Raw genomic sequence first — 21,143 nt, 5'->3', positions numbered from 1 at the left:
CCGACGGAGGGGCTACTCTCGCAGCGACCAGTTGCTGATCGCGGCCGGGTCCTCGCCGTGCTCCCGGGTGTGGTCACGGGCGCGCATGCGGCTGTCCTGCAGGGACTGGCGCAGCAGCGAGTGCTTCTCGGACAACCCTGGGACCCGGTCGATCGCGTCAATTGCCAGCTGGAACCGGTCGATCCCGTTCAGCATGGCCATGTCGAAGGGGGTCGTGGTGGTGCCTTCCTCCTTGTAGCCGCGCACATGCAGGCCCTCCTGGTTGGTGCGCCGGTACGTGAGCCGGTGGATCAGCGCGGGATAGCCGTGGTAGGCGAAGATCACCGGTTTGTCCGCCGTGAAAATGCCGTCGAAGTCCCGGGACGTCAGCCCGTGAGGGTGCTCGCTGGCGTCCTGGAGCCGCATGAGGTCCACCACGTTGACCACCCGCACTTTCAGCCCGGGCGCCCCCTGCTTCAAGAGTTCGGCCGCGGCAACGGTTTCGACTGTGGGGACATCGCCGGCGCAGGCCAGGACGACGTCGGGCTCCTCACCGCTGACTTCGGAGCCGGCGAACTCCCAGATGCCCAGGCCGCGGCGGCAATGGTGCGAGGCCTCGTCCGGCCCGAGCCAGGTTGGCGAGGGCTGCTTTCCGCTGACCACGATGTTGATGTAGTCGCGGGAGTCCAGGCAGTGCTCCATCACGGCCAGCAGTGTGTTGGCGTCCGGCGGCAGGTAGACCCGGATGATCTCGGCCTTCTTGTTGACGGCGTGGTCAATGAAACCGGGGTCCTGGTGCGAAAAACCGTTATGGTCCTGCTGCCACACATGGGAGGACAACAGGTAGTTCAGCGAGGCCACGGGCTGGCGCCACGGCAGCTGCCGGTGGACCTTGAGCCACTTGGCGTGCTGGTTGAACATCGAATCGACAATGTGGATGAACGCCTCATAGCAGTTGAACACCCCGTGCCGGCCGGTCAGCAGGTACCCCTCGAGCCAGCCCTGGCAGAGGTGTTCGCTGAGGACTTCCATCACCCGCCCGGCGCGGGCAATATGCTCATCCAGCGCATCAATCCTGTACTGCCAGACCTTGTCGGTGGCGTCGTAGACGGCCTGCAGCCGGTTCGATGCGGTCTCGTCCGGGCCCAAGAGCCGGAAGGTGTCCGGGTTCAGGGCAATAACGTCCCGCAGCCAGGGTCCGAGCGTCGTCATCGGACTGATCCGCTCGACGCCGGGTTCGGCGACGTCGACGGCGTGCCGGCGGTAGTCCGGCAGGGTGAGCGGACGCAGCAGCAGCCCGCCGTTGGCGTGAGGGTTTGCGCTCATCCGCAGCGGGCCGGCAGGGGCGTTCCTGGCCGTCTCCGGCAGCAGCCGTCCGCGGCCGTCGAAGAGTTCCTCGGGCCGGTAGGACTCGAGCCACTGCTGCAGCTGGCTCAGGTGCTCGGGGTTGGTGCTGACCCCGCCCAGCGGAACCTGGTGGCTGCGCCAGGTTCCCTCCACCTGCAGCCCGTCCACCTCCTTGGGCCCGGTCCAGCCCTTGGGGGAACGCAGCACGATCATCGGCCACTGCGCTGCCCCGTCCTGCGCAGTGCCGTCCTGCGCCGTCCGGCCGCTGCGGTGGGCCTGCTGGATGGTCCGGATCTGGGCCAGGCAGGTGTCCAGCGCGGCCGCAAAATCCCGGTGGGCCGCGGCCGTGTCCGCCGGATCGGCCACGGTGACGAAATGGGGGACGTGCCCGTAGCCGCGCAGCAGCTGTTCCAGCTGGGCTTCTGGCATGCGGGCCAAAATCGTGGGGTTGGCGATCTTGTAGCCATTCAGGTGCAGGATGGGCAGCACCGCGCCGTCGGCCGCCGGGTCCAGGAAGTTGTGCGAATGCCAGCTGGCGGCCAGCGGCCCGGTCTCGGCCTCGCCGTCACCGATGACGACGGCGGTGATCAGCTCCGGGTTGTCGAAGACGGACCCGTACGCGTGTGCGAGTGAGTACCCGAGCTCGCCGCCTTCGCTGATCGAGCCGGGGGTCTCAGGGGCGGCGTGGCTTGGAATGCCTCCCGGGTAGGAGAACTGCCGGAACAGCTCGGCCAGGCCGGCTTCGTCGTCGCCGACGTGCCCGTAAATCTCCGAATACGTGCCTTCCAGCCAGGCGTTGGCCACCAATGCGGGGCCGCCATGGCCGGGACCGGCGACGAACAGCATTTGCTGGCTGTCCCGGCGGATGGCCCGGTTCAGGTGGGCATAGACGAAATTCAGTCCGGGCGTGGTCCCCCAGTGGCCAAGGAGCCGGGACTTTGTGTGTTCTGCGCTGAGGGGTTCGCGCAGCAGCGGATTGGACCGGAGGTAGATTTGCCCCACTGAGACATAGTTCGCCGCCCGCCACCAGCGGTCCACCAGGTCCATGGCCGCACCGTCCGGGATCGGGCCGGCCAGAATCGGGCCGTCGGCCGGCATTTGAGTGCGGGTGCTTCCATTCAGGTCACTGCTGGACATGTCACTGCTCACTGGGGTCCTCGCATCCGTGGTCCTGCCTCGGCGTATTTTGTCCATCGCAACACGTCCGGCGGACGGGACACAACCCCGGTCCACGGGCGCTGCCGGCGACTTGCCCCCCAAGTGCCAGCAGGTAGTGTGTCATCCAGAATGTTCACGCTGACCATCAATCAAACCGACAGCCGGCGCGACGGCGACCGCGTGCCGCAGCTCCTGAGGGACCTGCGGCACATTCCGGCGCGCCTCGATTTCGACCGTTCCGTGGAGGACGAGGTACAGGGGATCGTGGACTGTCCGCATCAGGCGGTGGAAGCGGCCATGATCGCCCTGCGCAGCGGCAGCTGGTACGTCGGCATTGGCGTGGGACCGGTCAATGAACCCCTGCCGAACCAGATCAAGGACGCCTCCGGACACGGGCTGATCTATGCCAGGCGCGCCGTGGATCGCCTCCGGAACCACAAGGACCGCGTTCGGGTGGCCGTGGAGGGACCGCTGGCCGATATTGCGGCAGAAGCCGAGGCCGTCCTGCGCCTCCTGGGCCACATTGTGCACGACCGGAGCCACGCGGAATGGCGGGTGCTGGACCTGCTCACTCCGGGGGTACGGGGTCAGCAGAAGGCAGTCGCGGAGGAACTCGGGATCACTACGCAGGCCGTGAGCAAAGCCGTGGCCCGGTCCCAGTGGAACGAAGAGCACGCGGCCCGGCCGGGCGCGGCACGGCTCCTGGGCCTCATCCTGGACGTCCGCTAGCCGGCCCGGTCCCTTCCGGGAACCGTCCGCCCCGCGATGCCTAGAGGAGGCTGCGAAGCACGTGCGCGGCGCCGTCGTCGTAGACCGATTTCGTCACTTCATCTGCGGCGGCAATCACTTCAACGGGGGCCTGGCCCATGGCCACGCCGCGGCGCGCCCAGGTCAGCATCTCGATGTCGTTGCGGCCGTCCCCGACGGCGATGGTGCGGTGCGCTTCAATGCTGAGCCGGTCCCGGAGCTGTTCCAGCGCGCTGGCCTTTGTGACTCCGGCGGCGGCAATGTCCAGCCACGCCGTCCAGCCCACCGAATACGTCACGCCGGCGAGCCCGATGTGGCGGATCGCGGTGTTGAACTCTTCGGGGGTGTTCTCCGAGCTGAAGACCACCACGCGCACGGCGGTTGCCTCAAGCATGGTCTGGAAGTCGACGCCGACCGCTTCGACGCCGAAGCTGGCGTCCTGGAAGCGTTCGGTGGACAGGAAGTTGCCGTCCGCGTCCTCGAGCGCGTACTTGGCAGTGGGCAGCCGCTTGCGCAGGGCGCGGAGCACCGGCCCGGGGTCAAATGTTGCCTTATGGAGGATTTCATAGCCGTCCGGCAGCCCGGAGTCGACGCGCAGGATCACACCGCCGTTGGAGCACACGGCGTAGCCGTTGTCGATCCCGATGTGTTCGATCACGGGCAACGTGGCGTTGAGGGAGCGGCCGGTGGCGATCATGACGTGGTGGCCGGCGGCCACGACGGCCTGGGCGGCCTCGCGGACGGGAACCGACATGTGCCCGTCGTGGTCCACGAGGGTGCCATCGACGTCCAGGGCGATCAGCATCTTTTCGCCGGCGCCGTTCCGGGCGCTTCTGTCCCGCGCTGACTTGATCGGGGCTGACTTGATCGGGGCTGCCGTGTTCTGGTCTGCCGTGTTCTTGTCTGTCGTGTTCTGGTGTGTGGTGCGCCGGTCATCGTTGCCGGCGACTGAGGATTCAGTCATGGTTGTCATCTCACAAGTAGAGCAGACACCCCCGACGGCCGCTAGGACACACGCCACAGCAGCGTGTTAACTTGTGGTAAACACCCACAGCTTCTCCCCAGTGTGAATGTTTACCCGGCGGCCACCGGAGGCCTGGCTGGGGTTAGGGACGGGGGTTAGAGGACGGGGAAGACCGTCATGCCGCCGAGGTACTTCTGCAGCGCGGCGGGGACGTTGACGGAGCCATCGGGGTTCTGGTGGTGCTCCAGGATGGCCACGATCCAGCGCGTGGTGGCCAGGGTGCCGTTGAGCGTAGCCACGGCCCGCGTGCCCTTGGGCGCACCGTCCTCGTTCACAACCCGTTCCCGGATGTTCAGGCGGCGCGCCTGGAACGTGGTGCAGTTCGAGGTCGAGGTCAGCTCCCGGTACGCGCCCTGGGTGGGGACCCATGCCTCACAGTCGAACTTCCGCGCCGCCGAATTGCCAAGGTCCCCGGCAGCGGTGTCAATGACACGGTACGGGAGTTCGCACTTGGCCAGCATCTCCTCTTCCCACGCCAGGAGGCGGTCGTGCTCGGCGGCCGCCTCCTCAACCGTGGTGTAGATGAACATCTCCACCTTGTTGAACTGGTGGACCCGGATGATGCCGCGGGTGTCCTTGCCGTGCGAGCCTGCCTCGCGGCGGTAGCACGAGCTCTGGCCCGCGTAGCGGATGGGGCCGGCCGAAAGGTCCAGGATCTCGTCGGCGTGGTAGCCGGCCAGGGCCACTTCCGAGGTGCCCACCAGGTACAGGTCGTCTTCGGCGAGACGGTAGATCTCGGCGTCGTGCTTGACGTCGAAGCCGGTGCCCTGCATGGTTTCCGGGCGGACCAGGGTGGGCGTGATCATGGGGACGAACCCGGCCTCGATCGCCTGTTCCATGGCCATCTGGAGCAGCGCCATTTCCAGCCGGGCGCCGACTCCGCGCAGGAAGTAGAACCGGGATCCGGAAACCTTCGCCCCGCGTTCCATGTCAATGGCCCCGATTAGCTCACCGATCTCCAGGTGGTCCTTCGGCTCGAAGTCGGGGAATTCGCGCGGCGTGCCCACCTTCTTGACCACAATGTAGTCGTCCTCGCCGCCAGCCGGGACGCCGTCCTCGATCAGGTTGGGGATGGCGCGGAGCAGTTCCTCCTGGGCCGTTTGAGCTACATCGGCCTCGGCCGATGCGCTCTTGACGGAGGCAGCCAGAACCTTCAGCTCGGCGAGGAGGGCCTGCTTTTCCTCGCCCTTGGCCTGGGCGACCTTCTTGCCGTAGGCATTCTGTTCGGCCCGGAGGTTCTCGAACCGGATCAGCGCCGCTCGCCTGGCCGAGTCCGCAGCGATGATCGCGTCCACCACGGATTCGTCGGCGCCGCGGGCGCGCTGGCTGGCACGGAACTTGTCCGGATATTCGCTGAGGTCTTTTACGTCGATCACCAGACAAGAGTATCCAATCCGGCCACCGTTGCCGGGCAAGCCGGTCGGGGGCGCTGGCGGGATACTGTTGGATCACAATGCGCGACTGGCTGCTCTACCTCGTCATCGCTGGGGTCTTGGTCTTTGCCGCCTCCAGTTGGTGGGGGGTGCGCCGGCTCAAGGCCAAGCACACCCGCCCTGCCGTGTGGGAGGAAACCCACAGCCCTGGCACGGGCCGCCAGAAGGTTGCCGTGGTCCTGAACCCGATCAAGGCGAGATCGGCCGAGGCCCGGGGCCTGATTGAAGCCGCGTGCGCGGAGGCGGGCTGGCCGGCGCCGCGCGTCTTCGAAACCACCGCGGAGGACCCCGGCTTCTCGCAGGCGCGGGCGGCGGTGGCCTACGGGGCCGACGTCGTACTGGCCGGTGGCGGCGACGGTACCGTGCGTGTGGTGGCCGAGGTCCTTGCCGGGACGGACATCCCGATGGGCCTGGTCCCGCTGGGCACCGGGAACCTCCTGGCCCGCAATGTGCATCTGGAGGTGAACGACCTCCCCGGCAACGTGCAGGCCTCTTTGTTCGGACACCAGCGGTTCATCGATACGGCGCGGCTCACCTTGGAGAATTCACGCACCGGGGAATCCGCGCAGTACACGTTCCTCGTGATCGCGGGCATCGGCATGGACGCCGAAGTGGTCACTGACACCCTAGATGGCCTGAAGAAGGCCGTGGGCTGGCTGGCGTACACAGAAGCCTGGGTCCGGCACCTTGCGGGGCGTCGCAAGAGGGTCTCGATAGCGCTCGATGACCAACCCGAGCAGACCCGGAAGATCCGCAGCGTTTTGTTCGCGAATTGCGGCCTGATCCCCGGGGGAATCGACTTCATCCCGCAGGCCATGATCGATGACGGGATGCTGGACATCGTGGTGATGAGCCCGCGCAGTGCAATCGGCTGGCTGGCCATGTCCACAAAAATCGTGCTAAAGCACAAGAAAGACCTGCCGGTCATGACCTATTACCGCTCCGGCAAGATCACCATCCGATGCCCCGAACCTATGCCCACCCAGGTGGACGGCGATCCTTCCGGGGAGGCCACGAAGGTCGTCGTGGAAGTGGCCCCGGGATCCCTGCTGGTCCGGGTCAAGGACGGTATCAAAGGCGGCTAGGCGCCGACGGCGGCTGGAGCGAGGGCTAGGCGCTGGCGGCCTTCTTCGCCTCAGCCGCTTTTTTCGCCTCTGCTGCAGCCTTGGCGGCCCGGGCTTCGGACTGCTCCCGGATCATTGCCTGCTCCTCTTCGAAGCGCAAGCGGTCCGCGCGGTCGGCGTCGTCGCCGTCCCAGTCCTGGTTCTCAGCAGTCGGCTTGGGATTGACAATCATTCCCTGGCCGTCATTTTCTGTGCTGGTGCCTGACATGACCCGCTCCCTCCCGTAGGGGACTTCCCCAATATGGATCAGGCAAGCATACGCACAGTTGGGAAGTGGTGGAAGTGCGCCATATGGCATTTGCCTACGCTCTGGGCGAAGCCCCCGGGGTATATTCCGCCTCAGCAGATGCGCCGCCCAGAATGTCTTTCACCCACGCATGCGCGGCGCGGAATGCGTGGTCCGAGGTATGCGGGGCAACGCTGGTGCGATGGCCGTCGGCACGCTCGTAGGAACCGAGGAAGCGTGTGGCCGGGCTGATCCGGTGCAGACCCGCGAGCGCGTCGGCCACCCGGGCGTCCGCCACGTGGCCGTCGGCGTCAATGCTGAAAAAGTAATGGCCCAGGTACTGCCCGGTCGGCCGGGATTCGATCCGGCTCAGGTTCACGCCGCGGGTGGCGAACTGGTCCAGGATCTCCATCAGCGCACCCGGCCGGTCCTCGGGCAGGGGCACCACCACGGTGGTCTTGTCCGCGCCGGTGGGGGCAGGCAATTCGCCCGGCCGGCCCACGAGCACGAACCGGGTGACCGCGCCCGGGTTGTCGCCGATGTTTTCCGCAAGCACCTTCAGGCCGGGCTGCTCTGTGGCCACTATCGGGGCGCAGATCGCGGCGTCGTAATGGACGCTGTCGCCGTCCAGCAGGCCTATGGCGGCAGCGGCGGTGGAAGACCCGGGGATATATTCCGCATTGGGAATATTAGCTTCAACCCAGAGCCTGCACTGGGCCCAGGCATGACCGTGGGTGGAGACGCGCCGGATGTCCCCGATTGCGACGCCGGGCCTGGCCACCAGGACGAAGCTGATGGGCACCAGGGCCTCCCGGAGGATCCTGAGTTCCTGGCCGGTGGCGATGGCGTCGAGGGTGGCCGTGACGCCGCCCTCGACCGAGTTTTCGATCGGCACCATGGCCGCATCGGCGGAGCCGTTCCGCACCTTGTCCAGCGCCGTGTTCACATTCGAGGACGGGATGCGGATGGCCTCGGCCGCGTCCGGGACCTGCATCAGGGCAGCCTCGGTGAAGGTGCCCTCGGGTCCGAGGAATGTGTAGGTGAGCGTTGGTGCGGGCATCAGTTCTTCCTTCTTCGGTTACAGGACGACCGGTTTAAGCCCGTTGTCGGACACCAAAGGCATGCCGGACTCGACCCACTGGTCCATGCCGCCGGCCACATTCACCGCGGAATATCCCATTCCGACCAGCCACTGAGTGGCCCGGTAGGAACGGCCGCCGGTGCGGCAAATAACATAGAGGTCCTCGTCCGGGTCAAGCTCCTCGACCCGGGCCGGCAGCTGGTCCATGGGAATGTGCAGGGCACCCTCGGCGTGGCCCGCAACCCATTCGTAGTCCTCGCGGACGTCCACGATCTTGGCACCATCGGGGATGCCCGACACGCTCACGGTCTGGAAGTCGCTCATGTTCACCCTTTCCGCAGATTTGAAGCTCCGATCCCAGCGTATCCCCCGCCGCTTCCAGCGCGCCCACGCCGGCGGCAGGTTACGCTTCTGGAGACCGCAAAGGAGACCTCATGGCAGCCCAACACCCCGCGGAGCGGTCCGTCCGCGGCCCCCGCCACGGGACATGCCCTCCCCTGGCCGCGAGCGCTGGGCATAATGCCATTGTGTCCTTCCGCAGTTCCCAAGAATGGGCATGTCCCGCGGGGATTCGGGCCGCGCGGCCCACGGAACGGCCGGGACCCCATCTCCTTGGCTGAGATCCACGAGCTCTCGGCCGTCGAGCTCCGCGATGCGCTCCGGTCCGGGGAACTGTCCGCCAGGCAGGCCACAGATCATTTCCTGGACCGCATCGAAGCCCACAATCGGCAGCTCGGGGCCTTCATCACCGTCACCGCGGAGCAGGCGCAGAAGGACGCCGCGGCAGCTGACCGGCTCCACGCCCTCCGGAGCCGGAACGGCGGCGCCTTGCCGCCGCTGCATGGGATACCGGTCGCGTTCAAGGACCTGACGGATGTGGCAGGGGTCGTTACCACGCATGGCAGCGCCGCACTGGAGCGTAAACCGGCGCTGGCCGACGGCGCACTTCCCGTCGCGCTCAAGACTGCGGGGGTTATCTCGCTGGGCAAGACCCAGGTCCCGGAGTTCGGCCTGACAGCCTACAGCGAGAACCGGGTCGCTCCGCCGTCGCGCAATCCGCATGCGCTCAGCCGCAGTTCGGGCGGCTCCTCGGGCGGCAGCGCTGCCGCCGTGGCCGCGGGACTGTTGCCGTTCGCCCGGGTCCGACGGCGGCGGCTCCGTCCGGATCCCGGCCGCGGCGTGCGGGCTGGTCGGGCTGAAGCCCGGACGTGGGCTCGTGCCGGCCGGGGAAAGCTCCGGCGATCCCGCGCAGCTCGTGGTTGCCGGACCGCTCGCCCGCTCCGCCGCCGATGCCGCCCTGCTGCTCGATGCCCTGATGCCCGGCGCGGCCCCGCACGGTGCAAGCCAAAGTGAGGACGGACCGGCCGCGGCAGGCCCGGCGGAGGCCGGATATCTCGAACTGACTGCCAGGGAGCCGCGCCGGCTGCGGATCGGGATAAGCCTCGACAGCCCGTGGCAATCGATCTTCCCTGTGATCCCGGACCCGGAGGCGCTCGACGCGCTGGCCGACGGCGTCGCGCGGCTTGAGGCGGCGGGCCACGAGACCTCGACTGCAGCGATTCGCTATGACAACCGCTACCCGGATGCCTTCACCACAGCGTGGACCGCCGGCATTGGCAGCGCGCGAATCGCGCCCCAGCGCGAGGCGCTGCTGACCCCGCTCACCAGGACGTTCCGCCGGCGCGCACAGCAGCGCAGTGCGGCCAAAGTCAACGAATCGGTCGGGTTCCTCCGGCAGTTCCAGCGGGACACGATCGCGCAGTACACCCCATGGGACCTCATATTGACGCCGGCCCTGGCACAGACACCCCGCCCGGTGGGCTGGTTCACGGGCGCGACCCACGGCGGGGGCTACTGGCCGGTCGCGGAATGGGCGGGCGACGCCGACGACGACTACCGCAAACAGTGCGAATACGCGCCGTGGTCGTCCATGGTGAACGTCTGCGGGCTGCCGGCGATCAGTGTCCCGGTGCACTGGACCGGCGGCGCCCCCGGTTCCGGCCTGCCGATGGGCATCCAGCTGATCGGGCCAATGGGTTCCGAGGGGCTGCTGCTGCAGGTGGCCGCCCAACTGGGGTTCTAGCCAAGGACCCGCCACTCACCGGGGACATGCCCAGTTCTCACGCCGGACACGGGACATTTTCGGAACGCAGGTCAAACAGGGGACATGCCCACCCTCCACCGTTGAGGACATGCCCATTCCCCACGCCGCACCCGGGACATGTCCGGTGCTCATCGGGGACATGCCCACCCCTTGCCGCGGCCGCTGGACACAATGCCATCATGTCCACCCGCGGGCGCCAAGAATGGGCATGTCCCCCGGCCGGGCCCAGGAAGCCAGCCAGACACCTACCCCGTGGCACCCAGGAATCCAGCGGGCCGCCCTTCGTTCCGCGACGGATCGGCCCCCTACCCGCGGAAGTAGCCGGCGACGTCGGCGATGATCTGGACGGATCCGCTCGAGTTATTCGTAATCTTGACGTTGCCGTCCGGCCCCACCGGAACCACGGCCAGGTTGGCGATCGTCTGGCCGCGCACGTAGAACAGGCTCGAGGCGTTCGGCGTGGGCGACCCCGAGCCGAACGCCGTGAGGAACCCGGTGGACTTTGCCTCGGTGGTCGTCAGGTTGACCACCACGGCGGCCACGGTTGTCGCGATTCCCTTGACGCCGCGCACGTGGAACGTCAGCGAGGCCCCGGCCGCGACGGGGCCGGAGGAGACCCGCGTGTCCAGGAAGCGCGTGGGGCTCAGGGCGCGGAGGGCGCCTGCCTGGACGGGTTTGCCGGGCAGGAAGTATCCCGCGACGTCAGCAATGACCTGCGCGGCCCCGGATGAGGTGTTCGACACCGTCACTTTCCCGTCCGTCCCGACGGGGACCACGACGAGGTTGGGCACGGTCTGCCCCGCCGAGTAGTTGACATTGGACGCCCTCGGCATCAAGGAACCCGCGGCGTACGCGGTCAGGAAACCGAAGCTCGCTGTCTGGGTCGCCGTGAGATTCAGGACCACCGCCGAGGCGTTCGTCGGGATCCCCAGCTTGCCACCGACCATGAAGGACACCGATTTTCCGCCGGCAACCGGCCCGGAGGACAGCCGCGTGTCCAGCAGCCGGGTGGGCGCCACGGAACTGAACGTCCCCGGCGACGACGGCTTGCCCTCGTGGAAATAGGCGGACACATCTACGATCAGATGCGCTGTCCCGGACGAGGTATTGGTGAGCGTCAGCCGGCCGTCCGCGCCCAGGGGCACCATGGCGAGGTTTGAAACGGTCTGCCCGGCAACGTAGTTCAGGTTTGAGGTGCCTGGTTTGTTTGTTCCGGAGGCGTAGGCGGTGATGACGCCGTACGACGTCGGCGAGGTCACCGTCAGGTTCACGACGACGGCGGACGCGTCGGCCGGCACGCCGCGGACGCCGGCAACGCGGAACGTTACCGACTTGCCCGCAGCCACCCGGCCCGGCCAGACCCTGGTGTCCAGGAATCGCGTCGGATCGATGGCAATGGCCCGGCCCGCACAGTTCGGCACTGCGAGATCCGGAGTGGCAATGCCGGACGCTTGAGTGTTCGCGATCGCCTTCCGATACGCGGAAAGGTATGACCTTCCCAGGTATTCGATGCCGGCCCGGGAGAAGTGGGTCATGTCCCCCGGATTCAGGGCGCAGGCCAGGGAGGGCGCGAAGCCGGTATAGGCGACGCGGCCCGGAGTCTGGTACTGGCTCTTGTCCACGTTGCCCCTGCCCGGAGTGGCCGCGATGCCTTCCGGCGACATCCGTCCCAGCACAAAGGGCAGCTTCGGCGCGGACAGCCGGTCGCGGAAGAAGGCAATGAGCTGGTCCAGCCTCGCACTGTAGGTGGCAGTGCTTGTGGCGGAGTTGCTCTCGCCCTGGTGCCAGAGGATGCCCTTGAGGCTCACGGTGTAGCCGGCCGTTTTCGCCGCCGCGATGCCGCTCAACGTCTGCTTGACGGCGAGCGTCGGCAAATCGAACTCCGGGGCCGAAGCCGCGCCGACGGCCCAGGTCAGGGTCCCCGGCAAGCTGGTGAATGCGGTGTCGCCGTGCGCGGCCGGGATGATGAGGACTCCGACGTCGGGGGGCTGGGTCTTCAAATACTCGCGGGCCATGGTCATCGCGGGGGAAATGCCGCTGGGCGTGTCGTTCATGTCCAGCGGGACAGAGGCAGGGCGGAGCGAGCGGATCTTGGCTCCGTACTGAAAGATTCGTGGGTTCGGCGCCGTGTCTGCCGTTTCAATGATGGGAACGCCCCGCCCGGACATGTTCGACTGCCCGGCGGCGAGAAAGACGTGAAGAGTGGTGACTTTCCCTACAGCCTGCGCCGGTACAAGGCCCGCCATCATGAGGGCAGAAACCGCCAGGCCGATCAGGAAGCGGTGAAGCCACCGGCCGTGGGCCCATGTGGCGGACCTTCCTGACGGGGCCGGGGCCGAGGGCCACCGGGGTGGCCGCGGAACAGAGGCCGTTGTTGAGGAAGGCAATACCCTCACCACCCTCACCGCGGCCCTGCCGGGTTCGGGGGACGACAGAGCTTTCCCCGACCAGCCATGGTTCACACTCTGGCCCTGCCACCTTGAGGTTTTCTTGCCTGCGGGGGCGGCCCGGGGCCCTCCGTGGCGCCGGGGCGCGGCCCTCCGCCAGCCGCTAACGGCCAGCGCGGGCGCCGTCGGGAAGCCCCAAATGGACGCTGGCTGCGGCCGGCGGCTATCGTTCACTCAAACCCGACCAGGCCGCGAAAGAGGATCAATGAAGATCACCGGTGCAGTACTTGAGGAAATCGGCCGCCCGCGCCCCTTCGCGGACTCCAGGCCCATCAGCATCTCCGAGCTGGAACTCGCGGCTCCCGGGCCCACCGAGATCCTCGTCCGGATGGAGGCCGCCGGGATCTGCCACTCGGACCTGAGCGTTGTCGACGGCAACCGGGTCCGGCCGGTACCCATGCTGCTGGGCCACGAAGCGGCGGGCCGCATCGTGACGGTCGGTTCCGACGTCACGGACCTTCAGCCCGGCCAGCGGGTGGTCATGTCCTTCCTGCCCCGGTGCGAGAGCTGCGCGAACTGCGCCGAGGACGGCCGGCTGCCCTGCACGGCAGGCTCGCAGAGCAACAACGACGGAACGCTGCTGCACGGATCCAGGCACCTGAGCCGCGACGGCGAACCCGTCCACCACCACCTGGGCGTCTCAGGTTTCGCCACCCACGCCGTGGTGGACCGCGCTTCCGCCGTGCCGGTAGACGACGACATCCCCGCGGACATTGCGGCGGTCCTGGGCTGCGCCGTGCTGACCGGCGGCGGCGCGGTGCTCAACGCGGCCCGGCCCCGCCCGCAGGACAGCATCATGATCGTCGGTCTCGGCGGCGTGGGGATGGCGGCGCTCATCACCGCCATCTCCCAAGGAATCTCGCGGATCATCGCCGTGGACACGCTGGAGCAGAAGCTCGATCACGCCCGCCGCCTCGGCGCCCACGAGACATACACTCCGCAGCAGGTCCTCGAGGCCGGGGTTAAAGCCAGGTTCGTGATCGAGTGCGCGGGAAATCCGCGCGCGTTCGAAACCGCGTTCGCTGCGACCTCCCCCGGCGGCACCACCGTCACGGCCGGGCTACCCTCCCCCGATGCCCGCGCCCAGCTGGCGCCCCTGACCGTCACCGCAGAAGCCAGGACAATTGTGGGCAGCTATCTTGGCTCGGCCGTCCCGTCGCGGGATATCCCGAAATACGCCCAGTTGTGGCGGGACGGGAAACTCCCCGTCGAGGAGCTGATCTCGGACCGCATCGCCCTGGCCGACATCAACCGGGCCATGGACCAGCTGGCAGACGGCCACGCTATCCGGCAGATCATCATGTTCGACGCGGACGAGCCCGTCGGCGAGCCCGCCGGGGAGACCGCCTAGGACATAGCCGCGCGGCCCGGCACGCCCCGGGAAGTCCTCCCGAAAGAGAGGCAAAACACGGTTTGGGTTGCTTGCCTGGGGCCTGCGCGAATGTGACAATCGCGCGTCACAATGTCACCATTAAGTAAATGAGCACAACTCATTTATCCCATCCCCCCGCTACAACGCCGGGCGATCCCTCGTTCAGTCCCCCCACGAAGACGCCGGACGACACGTCGTTTTTTGGCCACCCAAAGATGCTGGCCAGCCTTTTCTCCGTAGAGATGTGGGAGCGCTTCTCCTTCTACGGAATGCAGGGGATCCTCCTCTATTACATGTACTTCTCGGCCGCCCAGGGTGGCCTTGAGATTCCGCAGGCCCTGGCGGCCGGCCTGGTCGGCGCCTACGGTGGCGGCGTCTACCTCTCCACAATCCTCGGCGCCTGGCTCGCGGACCGGCTCTTCGGGTCCGAGCGCGTGCTGTTCGGCGCGGCCGTCCTGATCATGGCCGGCCACATCGGGCTGGCACTCGTGCCCGGCGTACCCGGCCTGATCGCCGGACTGGTGCTGGTGGGCGTCGGCTCCGGCGGGCTGAAGGCCAATGCCACCGCCCTCGTCGGCAGCCTGTACGGCGAGAAGGACGAACGCCGCGACGCCGGGTTCTCCATCTTCTACATGGGCATCAATGCCGGTGCGCTGATCGGCCCGCTGGTCACCGGCTGGCTGCAGGAAAGCCAGGGCTTCCACTGGGGCTTCGGCGCCGCCGCCGTCGGCATGGCCGTGGGCCTGGTCATCTACTCGCTGGGCCGCAAGAAACTGCCCGCAGAAGCACACCGGGTACCGAATCCCCTCCCGGCCGCCCAGCGCACCCGGTACGGCTTGATCTTCGCCGGCATCGCCGTGATCATCGCCGTGCTGCTCGTGACCGGCACCGTGAACGCCGAGAACCTTGCCGTGTCCATGGCCTACGCCGCCATTGGCGCGTCTGTGCTGTACTTTGCCCTGATCTTCAGCAGCAAGAAGATCACCGCCACCGAGCGCGGACGGGTGGCGGCGTTTATCCCGCTGTATATCGCCTCGGCCGCGTTCTGGGCGCTGTTCCAGCAGCAGTTCACGTTCATTGCCGTGTACTCGGAGGAGAAACTGGACCGGAATCTCTTCGGCTGGGAAATGCCTGCCGCCTGGGTCCAGTCCATTAACCCGGTGTTCATCATCATCTTTGCCGGCATCATGGCCGCCCTGTGGACCCGGCTCGGCCGGAAGCAGCCCGGTTCGGCGCTGAAGTTCTCGATAGGCCTCTTCGTGATGGGCCTTGCTTTCCTTGCCTTCATCCCGCTGGCCGGCGCCGGCAAGACCCCTCTGCTGGCACTCGTTGGAATCCTGCTCCTTTTCACTCTCGCGGAGCTGTTTCTCTCCCCCATCGGCCTGTCCGTCACCACCAAGCTGGCGCCCAAGGCCTTCCACACCCAGATGGTGGCGCTGTTCTTCCTCTCCGTGTCCCTGGGCACCACGGTGGCCGGCATCCTGTCCGGCCTGTACAACCCGCAGGACGAGCTGCCCTACTTCATCGGCATCGGTGGAACCGCGATGCTGCTGGCTGTGGGCCTGGCGGTCGCCTCCCCGGCGATCAAGAAGCTCATGGGCGGCGTACGCTGACCCGATGAACCCCGTGCATCGCGTCCCGGTTGCTTCGCGCGTCTACACCCCCGCCCCGGGCGAGGCGTCCGACGTCGAAAGTATGCCGGCGGGCGATGTCACCGCGGGTGTGGTGCGGGTTGGCGGAACCATCCGCCGCCCGCACCAGGAACAATCATTCGCCGTCGCCGAGTATCTCGACTGGCTCCACGACGCCGGCTTTGAGGGCTCCCCGCGCTTCCTCGGCCGCGACATAGAAGGCCGGGACGTCCTGACCTTCGTGCCGGGACAGTGCGCCGGGGCGCCGCCGGAAGCCTGGGTGCAGTCCGAGGACCTGCTGGCCTCCGTGGCCCGCCTGGTGCGGCGCCTGCACACCGCGTCAGCGGGCTTCGTGCCGCAGGTCCACGCGTTCCCGCCCCGGCCGGTCCGGCCGAACCCCTCCGATGCCGCCGGGCTCATCTGCCATCTGGACGTCACACCCCAGAACGTGGTGGTCCGGGACGGCCTGGCCGCGGGACTGGCGGATTTCGACCTCGCCGGACCCGCCACGGCACTCCACGATTCGCTCAATACCGCCATGCACTGGGTGCCGCTCCGCGACCCGTCAGACGCGTGGCCGGGCTGGGATGACCACGACCCGTTCCGCCGGCTGCGCACCTTCGCCGACGCCTACGGCTGGACCGAGGATGAACGACGCCGGGTGCCCGGCGCCGGGATCGAGGCCGCGGCGCTCAGCTTCGAACGGATGCGGCACAACGCCGCGGCCCTGGGCGGCGGCTGGGCGCGGATGTGGCAGGACGGCGTGGGCGGCCAGATCAACCGGCGGCGTGCCTGGCTTGAGGCCAATGCCGGAGCGCTCGTGGCTGCGCTGACACGCTGAGCCGACGCAGGCCCCGGCCGCAGGGCAGGCCTAGACGCCGTATCCGCTGTTGCGTGCGGTGCCGATGACCAGTCCGAAAATGACCAGCACCAGGATAGTGACGGCGATGCCGACGTATCCCATCACGAGGCCGGCGATCGCCATGCCCCTGCCGGCCGGTTCGCGCCGCAGGGCCAGGTGTCCCAGGATGACGGCGGCCAGCTGCGGGAGCAGGAAGAATCCGAATCCCACCAGCGCGGCGATGCCGCAGCACATGCTGGCGATGCTCAGGCTCTTGGGCGCCGCCGGTGCGCCGTAGTACGCGGGCTGACCGTAGGCGTTGGGACTGCCCGGCTGAGCGTACGGCGACGGTTGGCCATACGGTGGGGCCGGCTGGTTGTAGGCCGCTTGGCCGTAGCCCGGCTGGCCCGCCGCATATGGCGCCCGGTCGGACTCGCCGTAGATCGGAGGGTACGGGCTTGAGAACTGGCCATGGCCAGGTGCCGCCTGGCCGGGCTGCTGCTGGCCGGGCTGCTGCTGGCCCGCGTGGGGCTGCTGGCCGACGTGGGGCTGCTGGCCCGTGTCGGGCTGCTGCCCGGACCCCGGCTGCGCGCCCGCATAGGGCTGCTGCCCTGACCCCGGCTGCGCGAACTGCTGCGTCGCCGACTGTCCGTGGTCCTTACTGGCGGGCGGTGCCTGCTCTGGCGGAAAGTCCGGTTGGTGGTCCGGGAGCCGCAGGGTCGGCTGGTAACCCTCCGGGGTCTCGTCTTTGCCTTGTTTTGGCTGTTCAGTCATGGCATGTCCCCTCAAGAAGTCTCTGGATCCAGCGTACCGCCGCAGGGTTGGCTTGGGACCGGGCCGATCGGCGGGTTTTCTTTCGTCACAGGAACGGGTTTGACGCGAAACCGTGCTGCACCCCGCCCTCGTCTGGCATGCTGGTGCCATGGCTAGCCGCGCGGGCACTGTTGCCCAACCCCAAGACCTTGTTGACCTCACTGCGCTATTGGATGCGTACTACGACGTTTCGCCGGACCTCTCGGACCCGGGCCAGCGGGTGGCCTTCGGTACCTCCGGGCACCGGGGATCGAGCCTGAAGGCGTCCTTTAACGAACCCCACATCCTCGCCATCACGCAGGCGATCGTGGAATATCGCGCGGGCCAAGGCATCACCGGCCCCCTTTACATGGCGAAGGACACCCATGGCCTGAGCGAGCCCGCACAAAACTCCGCCCTTGAGGTGCTGGCGGCCAATGGCGTGCACGTCCTCATCGACGCGCGCCACGGCTACACCCCCACCCCTGCCCTGAGCCACGCCATCCTTACGCACAACCGGAACGCCGCTCCGGGCGCGCCGCAGGCCGACGGCATCGTGGTGACCCCGAGCCACAACCCGCCGGGAGACGGCGGATTCAAGTACAACCCCCCGCACGGCGGCCCCGCCGACACCGACGCCACCGGCTGGATCGCCAACCGCGCCAACGAGCTCCTCGAAAACGGCCTGCGCGGAGTCAAGCGGATCCCAGTGGCCGACGCCCTCGCCGCCGGGACCACCGGCAAGTTCGACTTCCTCAGCAGCTACGTCGACGACCTCCCCTCGGTGCTGGACCTGAATGCGATCCGCGAGGCTGGCGTGCGGATCGGCGCCGACCCGATGGGCGGCGCGTCGGTGGACTACTGGGGCGAGATCGGCGAGCGGCACCACCTGAACCTCACCGTGGTCAACCCCACCGTCGACCCCCAGTGGGCCTTCATGACCCTCGACTGGGACGAAAAGATCCGGATGGATTGCTCCTCGCCGTCGGCGATGGCCTCCCTGATCAACCGCATGTCCGACGGCGCCAAGTTCGACGTCGCCACCGGCAACGACGCGGACGCCGACCGCCACGGAATCGTTACGCCGGACGGCGGGCTGATGAACCCGAACCATTACCTCGCCGTCGCCATCGATTACCTGTACCGGCACCGCACCGGCTGGAACCCGCAGTCCGTGATCGGCAAAACCCTGGTCTCCTCCTCGATCATTGACCGCGTGGCTGAAAGCCTGGGCCGCAAGCTTGTCGAGGTTCCCGTGGGCTTCAAGTGGTTCGTCCCCGGGCTGCTGTCCGGAGAAGGCGCTTTCGGCGGCGAGGAATCCGCCGGTGCCTCCTTTAACAAGATGGACGGCAGCGTCTGGACCACCGACAAGGACGGCATCCTGCTGGCACTGCTGGCCTCGGAGATCACGGCGGTAACAGGCAAGTCACCGTCGCAGCTGTACAAGGGCCTCACCGACCAGTTCGGCGACCCGGTCTACGCCCGGATCGACGCGGCGGCCACCCGGGAGCAGAAGGCGGCCCTCGGCAAGCTCTCTTCGTCCGACGTCACCGCGACAGAGTTGGCCGGCGAAACGATTACGGCGAAGCTGACCGAGGCACCGGGCAACGGCGCGGCGATTGGCGGCCTCAAGGTTGTGACCGAGAACGCCTGGTTCGCGGCCCGGCCCTCCGGCACGGAGGACGTTTACAAGATCTACGCCGAGTCCTTCAAGGGTGCCGAGCACCTCAAGCAGGTCCAGGCCGAGGCGAAGGCGCTGGTGGACGGCGTTATTTCGTAGTTCAGCCGCCGGTGGCCAACTCGGCGCGGTCCCTGCCAAGCGTTTTTGCCTGGTAGAGGGCCGCGTCGGCCAGGACCACTGCAGCGTCGAGGCCGTCCGGTCCGGAGCCGGTGGACGCGATGCCGTAGCTCACGGTGGGCAGCCGGGGAACGGCTGCCGAGCCGGTTTGATGGAGCCGGACGCTGATGTCGGCCGCGATTTCCTGCGCCCGGTCCGGCGTGACGCCCGGCAGCAGGAGGATGAATTCCTCGCCGCCGTAGCGGCCCACGAGGTCGGTGGAGCGGACGCTACCGGCGCAGGCCCTGGCAAACGCCTGCAGGGCGGAGTCTCCGGCTGAGTGGCCGAACTGGTCGTTGATCGTCTTGAAGTGGTCCAGGTCCGCCAGGATCAGCGACGCCGTGGTGCCGGTCCGGCGCAAGCGGCGCAGTTCGTTTTCCGCAAGATCCAGGAACGCCGAGCGGTTGAGCAGGCCCGTGAGGCCATCCACGGTGGCGCGGGCCCGCAGATCCCGGGTCTGTTGTTCGTAGCTCAGCTCGGCCATGGTGAAGGAAGCAACCACCAGCGTCACCATCGAGAAGACCGTCATGGGGACGGATCCGAAGACTGACGTGAAAACCGCACCGTCCGGTCCCTTCGTCAGGAAGGCGAAGAGGCGGCCAAGGTAGAAAACGGCCAGGATGCCGGCGCCGACGGCGAGGGGACGGTGGACGCGCGAGTAGTCGCGCTCGAGCAGGAACAGCTCCCGGGATCCCAAGCCGATCAGCACGGCCATGAATCCCAGGTACACGGGGCCTCCGGCCCACGTGTTGGTGGCCGGGTGGTCAAGAACTGAAGCGACGGCGGTGGCAGCCGGGCCGGCCGCGAGGTGCCAGAGCCGGGGTGAGGGGGCCCTCAGCGATCGTCCGCCGGCCCAGATGCTGGCGGCACCGGCGACCAGCAGGACGTTGCCGGCAGGGTTGGCCCACCCCTGGTGCACCGTACCGTCCAGCAGGTACGCGGCGTTGCCGACCAGGAACAGCAAGAGGGCCATGCACCACCAGCCGCTGTAGGGCGACCGGGTGCGCCGGAACGTGATGAAGTAGAACAGCATGAGCAGTGTGAGGTCGACAAGCGCCAAGGCAACCCGCAGTGTCGCGGTGTCAAGCATCATTTAGTGGTCCCCCCGGTCCGCCGTGATTTGCCCGAATACGTCACTTCACCGTCGAAGTTGACCCAAGTATGGCACCCGGCCCGCAGGAATCCACCGCCGGTGTCCCGGATATGACGGGAAGGCTATCCCATGAGACCGTTCCGGCGCTTACGCCGGGTCTTCGGTCCACAACTTCAGGATCCGGCGCGTGGCGTGCCCGCCGTCGGGCGCCATGTCCACCAGCGCTATCCGGTCAAGGGCGAAGGTGTCGCCCTGCTGGAGCCGTTTGTCGCCGTGGTGCGAGACGTGCGGCCGGTATCCTTCCAGGGTGTAGGCGGGCGTCGAGATCCTGCCGGGCAGCTGCTCCACGATCCGGACCAGCTCGTTGTGGAGGAACTGCAGCTCTTCGCTGGGCTCAATCAGGTTGACCGGGATCGACCCTGCGCGCCCGAACCCGGCTTCGCCGTCCACGCTGAGCCGGCAGCCCAGGGCAGCGGTCACCGGGTCCGCCATGAGGGTGGCGATCCGTTCGGCGAGCGGATCGACTGAGGCCGGCGCGTCAGGTTCAGGTTCGGTGCCGGCTTCCTCGCGGGGTTCGACGGCGCCGAACTTAACCACATCGAACTTAACCACGTCGAACTTAACCAGGGTGAGGTGCAGCGGCCAGTCATCACGGGGAAACTCGAGCCCCTCGGCTACCGGTTCCACGAAGGCCACCGCGATCAGGTTCCGCATGGGAAAAGTGTGCCACGTCGCGGCGTTTACGGACCGGGCGGCCGTCGCAAAACGCACAGTGCCGGCGGCGAAGGCACGGACTAAAATAGGAAGTGGCCCTGGATGTGGGCCTTGCGCTGAACCGCAGAATCGCATCCCGCGTGCCTCCGGCCTGTCCCCCATGGTGCCGGAGGCACCTCCGCGGGCGGACAGC

General features: G+C 67.6%; 16 protein-coding genes and 1 pseudogene. 7 read left to right on the top strand and 10 right to left on the bottom strand.

Going from position 1 to position 21,143, the window contains the following annotated elements; genetic code table 11:
• Window positions 1-12 precede the first annotated feature (12 nt).
• Window positions 13-2,424 (bottom strand): phosphoketolase family protein, encoded by a 2,412-nt coding sequence (locus tag MRBLAR12_RS14815; protein WP_364747073.1) that lies wholly within the window; start codon window positions 2,422-2,424, stop codon window positions 13-15.
• A 189-nt stretch (window positions 2,425-2,613) separates the two neighbouring features.
• Between MRBLAR12_RS14815 and MRBLAR12_RS14810 the strand changes: the two genes are divergently transcribed.
• Complete coding sequence (locus MRBLAR12_RS14810) at window positions 2,614-3,213, top strand: hypothetical protein (RefSeq protein ID WP_229994109.1); 600 nt, start codon at window positions 2,614-2,616, stop codon at window positions 3,211-3,213.
• A 40-nt stretch (window positions 3,214-3,253) separates the two neighbouring features.
• Here MRBLAR12_RS14810 and MRBLAR12_RS14805 read toward each other — a convergent pair whose 3' ends face one another.
• Both MRBLAR12_RS14805 and serS read right to left on the bottom strand, forming a co-directional pair.
• Entirely contained in the window at window positions 3,254-4,204 is a 951-nt protein-coding gene (locus tag MRBLAR12_RS14805; RefSeq protein ID WP_364746882.1) for an HAD family hydrolase, read from the bottom strand.
• A gap of 146 nt (window positions 4,205-4,350) precedes the next feature.
• Window positions 4,351-5,631, bottom strand: a complete 1,281-nt coding sequence (gene serS, locus MRBLAR12_RS14800; RefSeq protein WP_364746880.1) for a serine--tRNA ligase — start codon at window positions 5,629-5,631, stop codon at window positions 4,351-4,353.
• Window positions 5,632-5,708: 77 nt separating this feature from the next.
• Between serS and MRBLAR12_RS14795 the strand changes: the two genes are divergently transcribed.
• Window positions 5,709-6,773, top strand: a complete 1,065-nt coding sequence (locus MRBLAR12_RS14795) for a diacylglycerol/lipid kinase family protein (protein WP_229995922.1) — start codon at window positions 5,709-5,711, stop codon at window positions 6,771-6,773.
• Window positions 6,774-6,798: 25 nt separating this feature from the next.
• On the opposite strand, the gene MRBLAR12_RS14790 is transcribed toward MRBLAR12_RS14795, so the two are convergent.
• From MRBLAR12_RS14790 to MRBLAR12_RS14780, 3 genes are all read right to left on the bottom strand, one after another.
• Window positions 6,799-7,020, bottom strand: coding sequence for a hypothetical protein (locus MRBLAR12_RS14790; protein ID WP_018774949.1), 222 nt, complete (start codon window positions 7,018-7,020; stop codon window positions 6,799-6,801).
• Window positions 7,021-7,114: 94 nt separating this feature from the next.
• Window positions 7,115-8,098 (bottom strand): prephenate dehydratase, encoded by a 984-nt coding sequence (pheA, locus tag MRBLAR12_RS14785; protein ID WP_229995921.1) that lies wholly within the window; start codon window positions 8,096-8,098, stop codon window positions 7,115-7,117.
• A gap of 18 nt (window positions 8,099-8,116) precedes the next feature.
• Window positions 8,117-8,443 (bottom strand): rhodanese-like domain-containing protein, encoded by a 327-nt coding sequence (locus tag MRBLAR12_RS14780; protein ID WP_229995920.1) that lies wholly within the window; start codon window positions 8,441-8,443, stop codon window positions 8,117-8,119.
• Between the two features lie 288 nt (window positions 8,444-8,731).
• On the opposite strand from MRBLAR12_RS14780, the pseudogene MRBLAR12_RS14775 reads away from it, so the two are divergent.
• Window positions 8,732-10,202, top strand: a pseudogene (locus MRBLAR12_RS14775) (amidase).
• Window positions 10,203-10,528: 326 nt separating this feature from the next.
• On the opposite strand, the gene MRBLAR12_RS14770 reads toward MRBLAR12_RS14775, so the two are convergent.
• Entirely contained in the window at window positions 10,529-12,472 is a 1,944-nt protein-coding gene (locus MRBLAR12_RS14770) for a sialate O-acetylesterase (protein ID WP_364746877.1), read from the bottom strand.
• 403 nt (window positions 12,473-12,875) lie between these two features.
• On the opposite strand from MRBLAR12_RS14770, the gene MRBLAR12_RS14765 reads away from it, so the two are divergent.
• From MRBLAR12_RS14765 to MRBLAR12_RS14755, 3 genes are all read left to right on the top strand, one after another.
• Entirely contained in the window at window positions 12,876-14,021 is a 1,146-nt protein-coding gene (locus MRBLAR12_RS14765; RefSeq protein ID WP_364746875.1) for an alcohol dehydrogenase catalytic domain-containing protein, read from the top strand.
• A 128-nt stretch (window positions 14,022-14,149) separates the two neighbouring features.
• Entirely contained in the window at window positions 14,150-15,655 is a 1,506-nt protein-coding gene (locus MRBLAR12_RS14760) for a peptide MFS transporter (protein WP_364746873.1), read from the top strand.
• Between the two features lie 4 nt (window positions 15,656-15,659).
• A complete protein-coding gene (locus tag MRBLAR12_RS14755) occupies window positions 15,660-16,514 on the top strand; it encodes a phosphotransferase (protein WP_229995629.1) in 855 nt (284 codons plus the stop codon).
• A 30-nt stretch (window positions 16,515-16,544) separates the two neighbouring features.
• Here the strand turns inward: MRBLAR12_RS14755 and MRBLAR12_RS14750 are convergent, their stop codons facing one another.
• Window positions 16,545-17,288, bottom strand: a complete 744-nt coding sequence (locus MRBLAR12_RS14750) for a DUF4190 domain-containing protein (protein ID WP_229995630.1) — start codon at window positions 17,286-17,288, stop codon at window positions 16,545-16,547.
• 148 nt (window positions 17,289-17,436) lie between these two features.
• Between MRBLAR12_RS14750 and pgm the strand changes: the two genes are divergently transcribed.
• Entirely contained in the window at window positions 17,437-19,086 is a 1,650-nt protein-coding gene (gene pgm, locus MRBLAR12_RS14745) for a phosphoglucomutase (alpha-D-glucose-1,6-bisphosphate-dependent) (protein ID WP_229995631.1), read from the top strand.
• A gap of 1 nt (window position 19,087) precedes the next feature.
• Here pgm and MRBLAR12_RS14740 read toward each other — a convergent pair whose 3' ends face one another.
• Window positions 19,088-20,236, bottom strand: coding sequence for a GGDEF domain-containing protein (locus MRBLAR12_RS14740; RefSeq protein WP_229995632.1), 1,149 nt, complete (start codon window positions 20,234-20,236; stop codon window positions 19,088-19,090).
• A 147-nt stretch (window positions 20,237-20,383) separates the two neighbouring features.
• Window positions 20,384-20,950, bottom strand: coding sequence for a hypothetical protein (locus MRBLAR12_RS14735; protein WP_364746870.1), 567 nt, complete (start codon window positions 20,948-20,950; stop codon window positions 20,384-20,386).
• Window positions 20,951-21,143 lie beyond the last annotated feature (193 nt).

The sequence above is a fragment of the Arthrobacter sp. LAR12-1-1.1 genome (genome assembly GCF_040676555.1).
In the GTDB taxonomy this organism is placed as follows: domain Bacteria; phylum Actinomycetota; class Actinomycetes; order Actinomycetales; family Micrococcaceae; genus Arthrobacter.
Note: the sequence above shows the minus strand (reverse complement) of the source record. Positions and strands in the feature narration are given on the sequence as shown.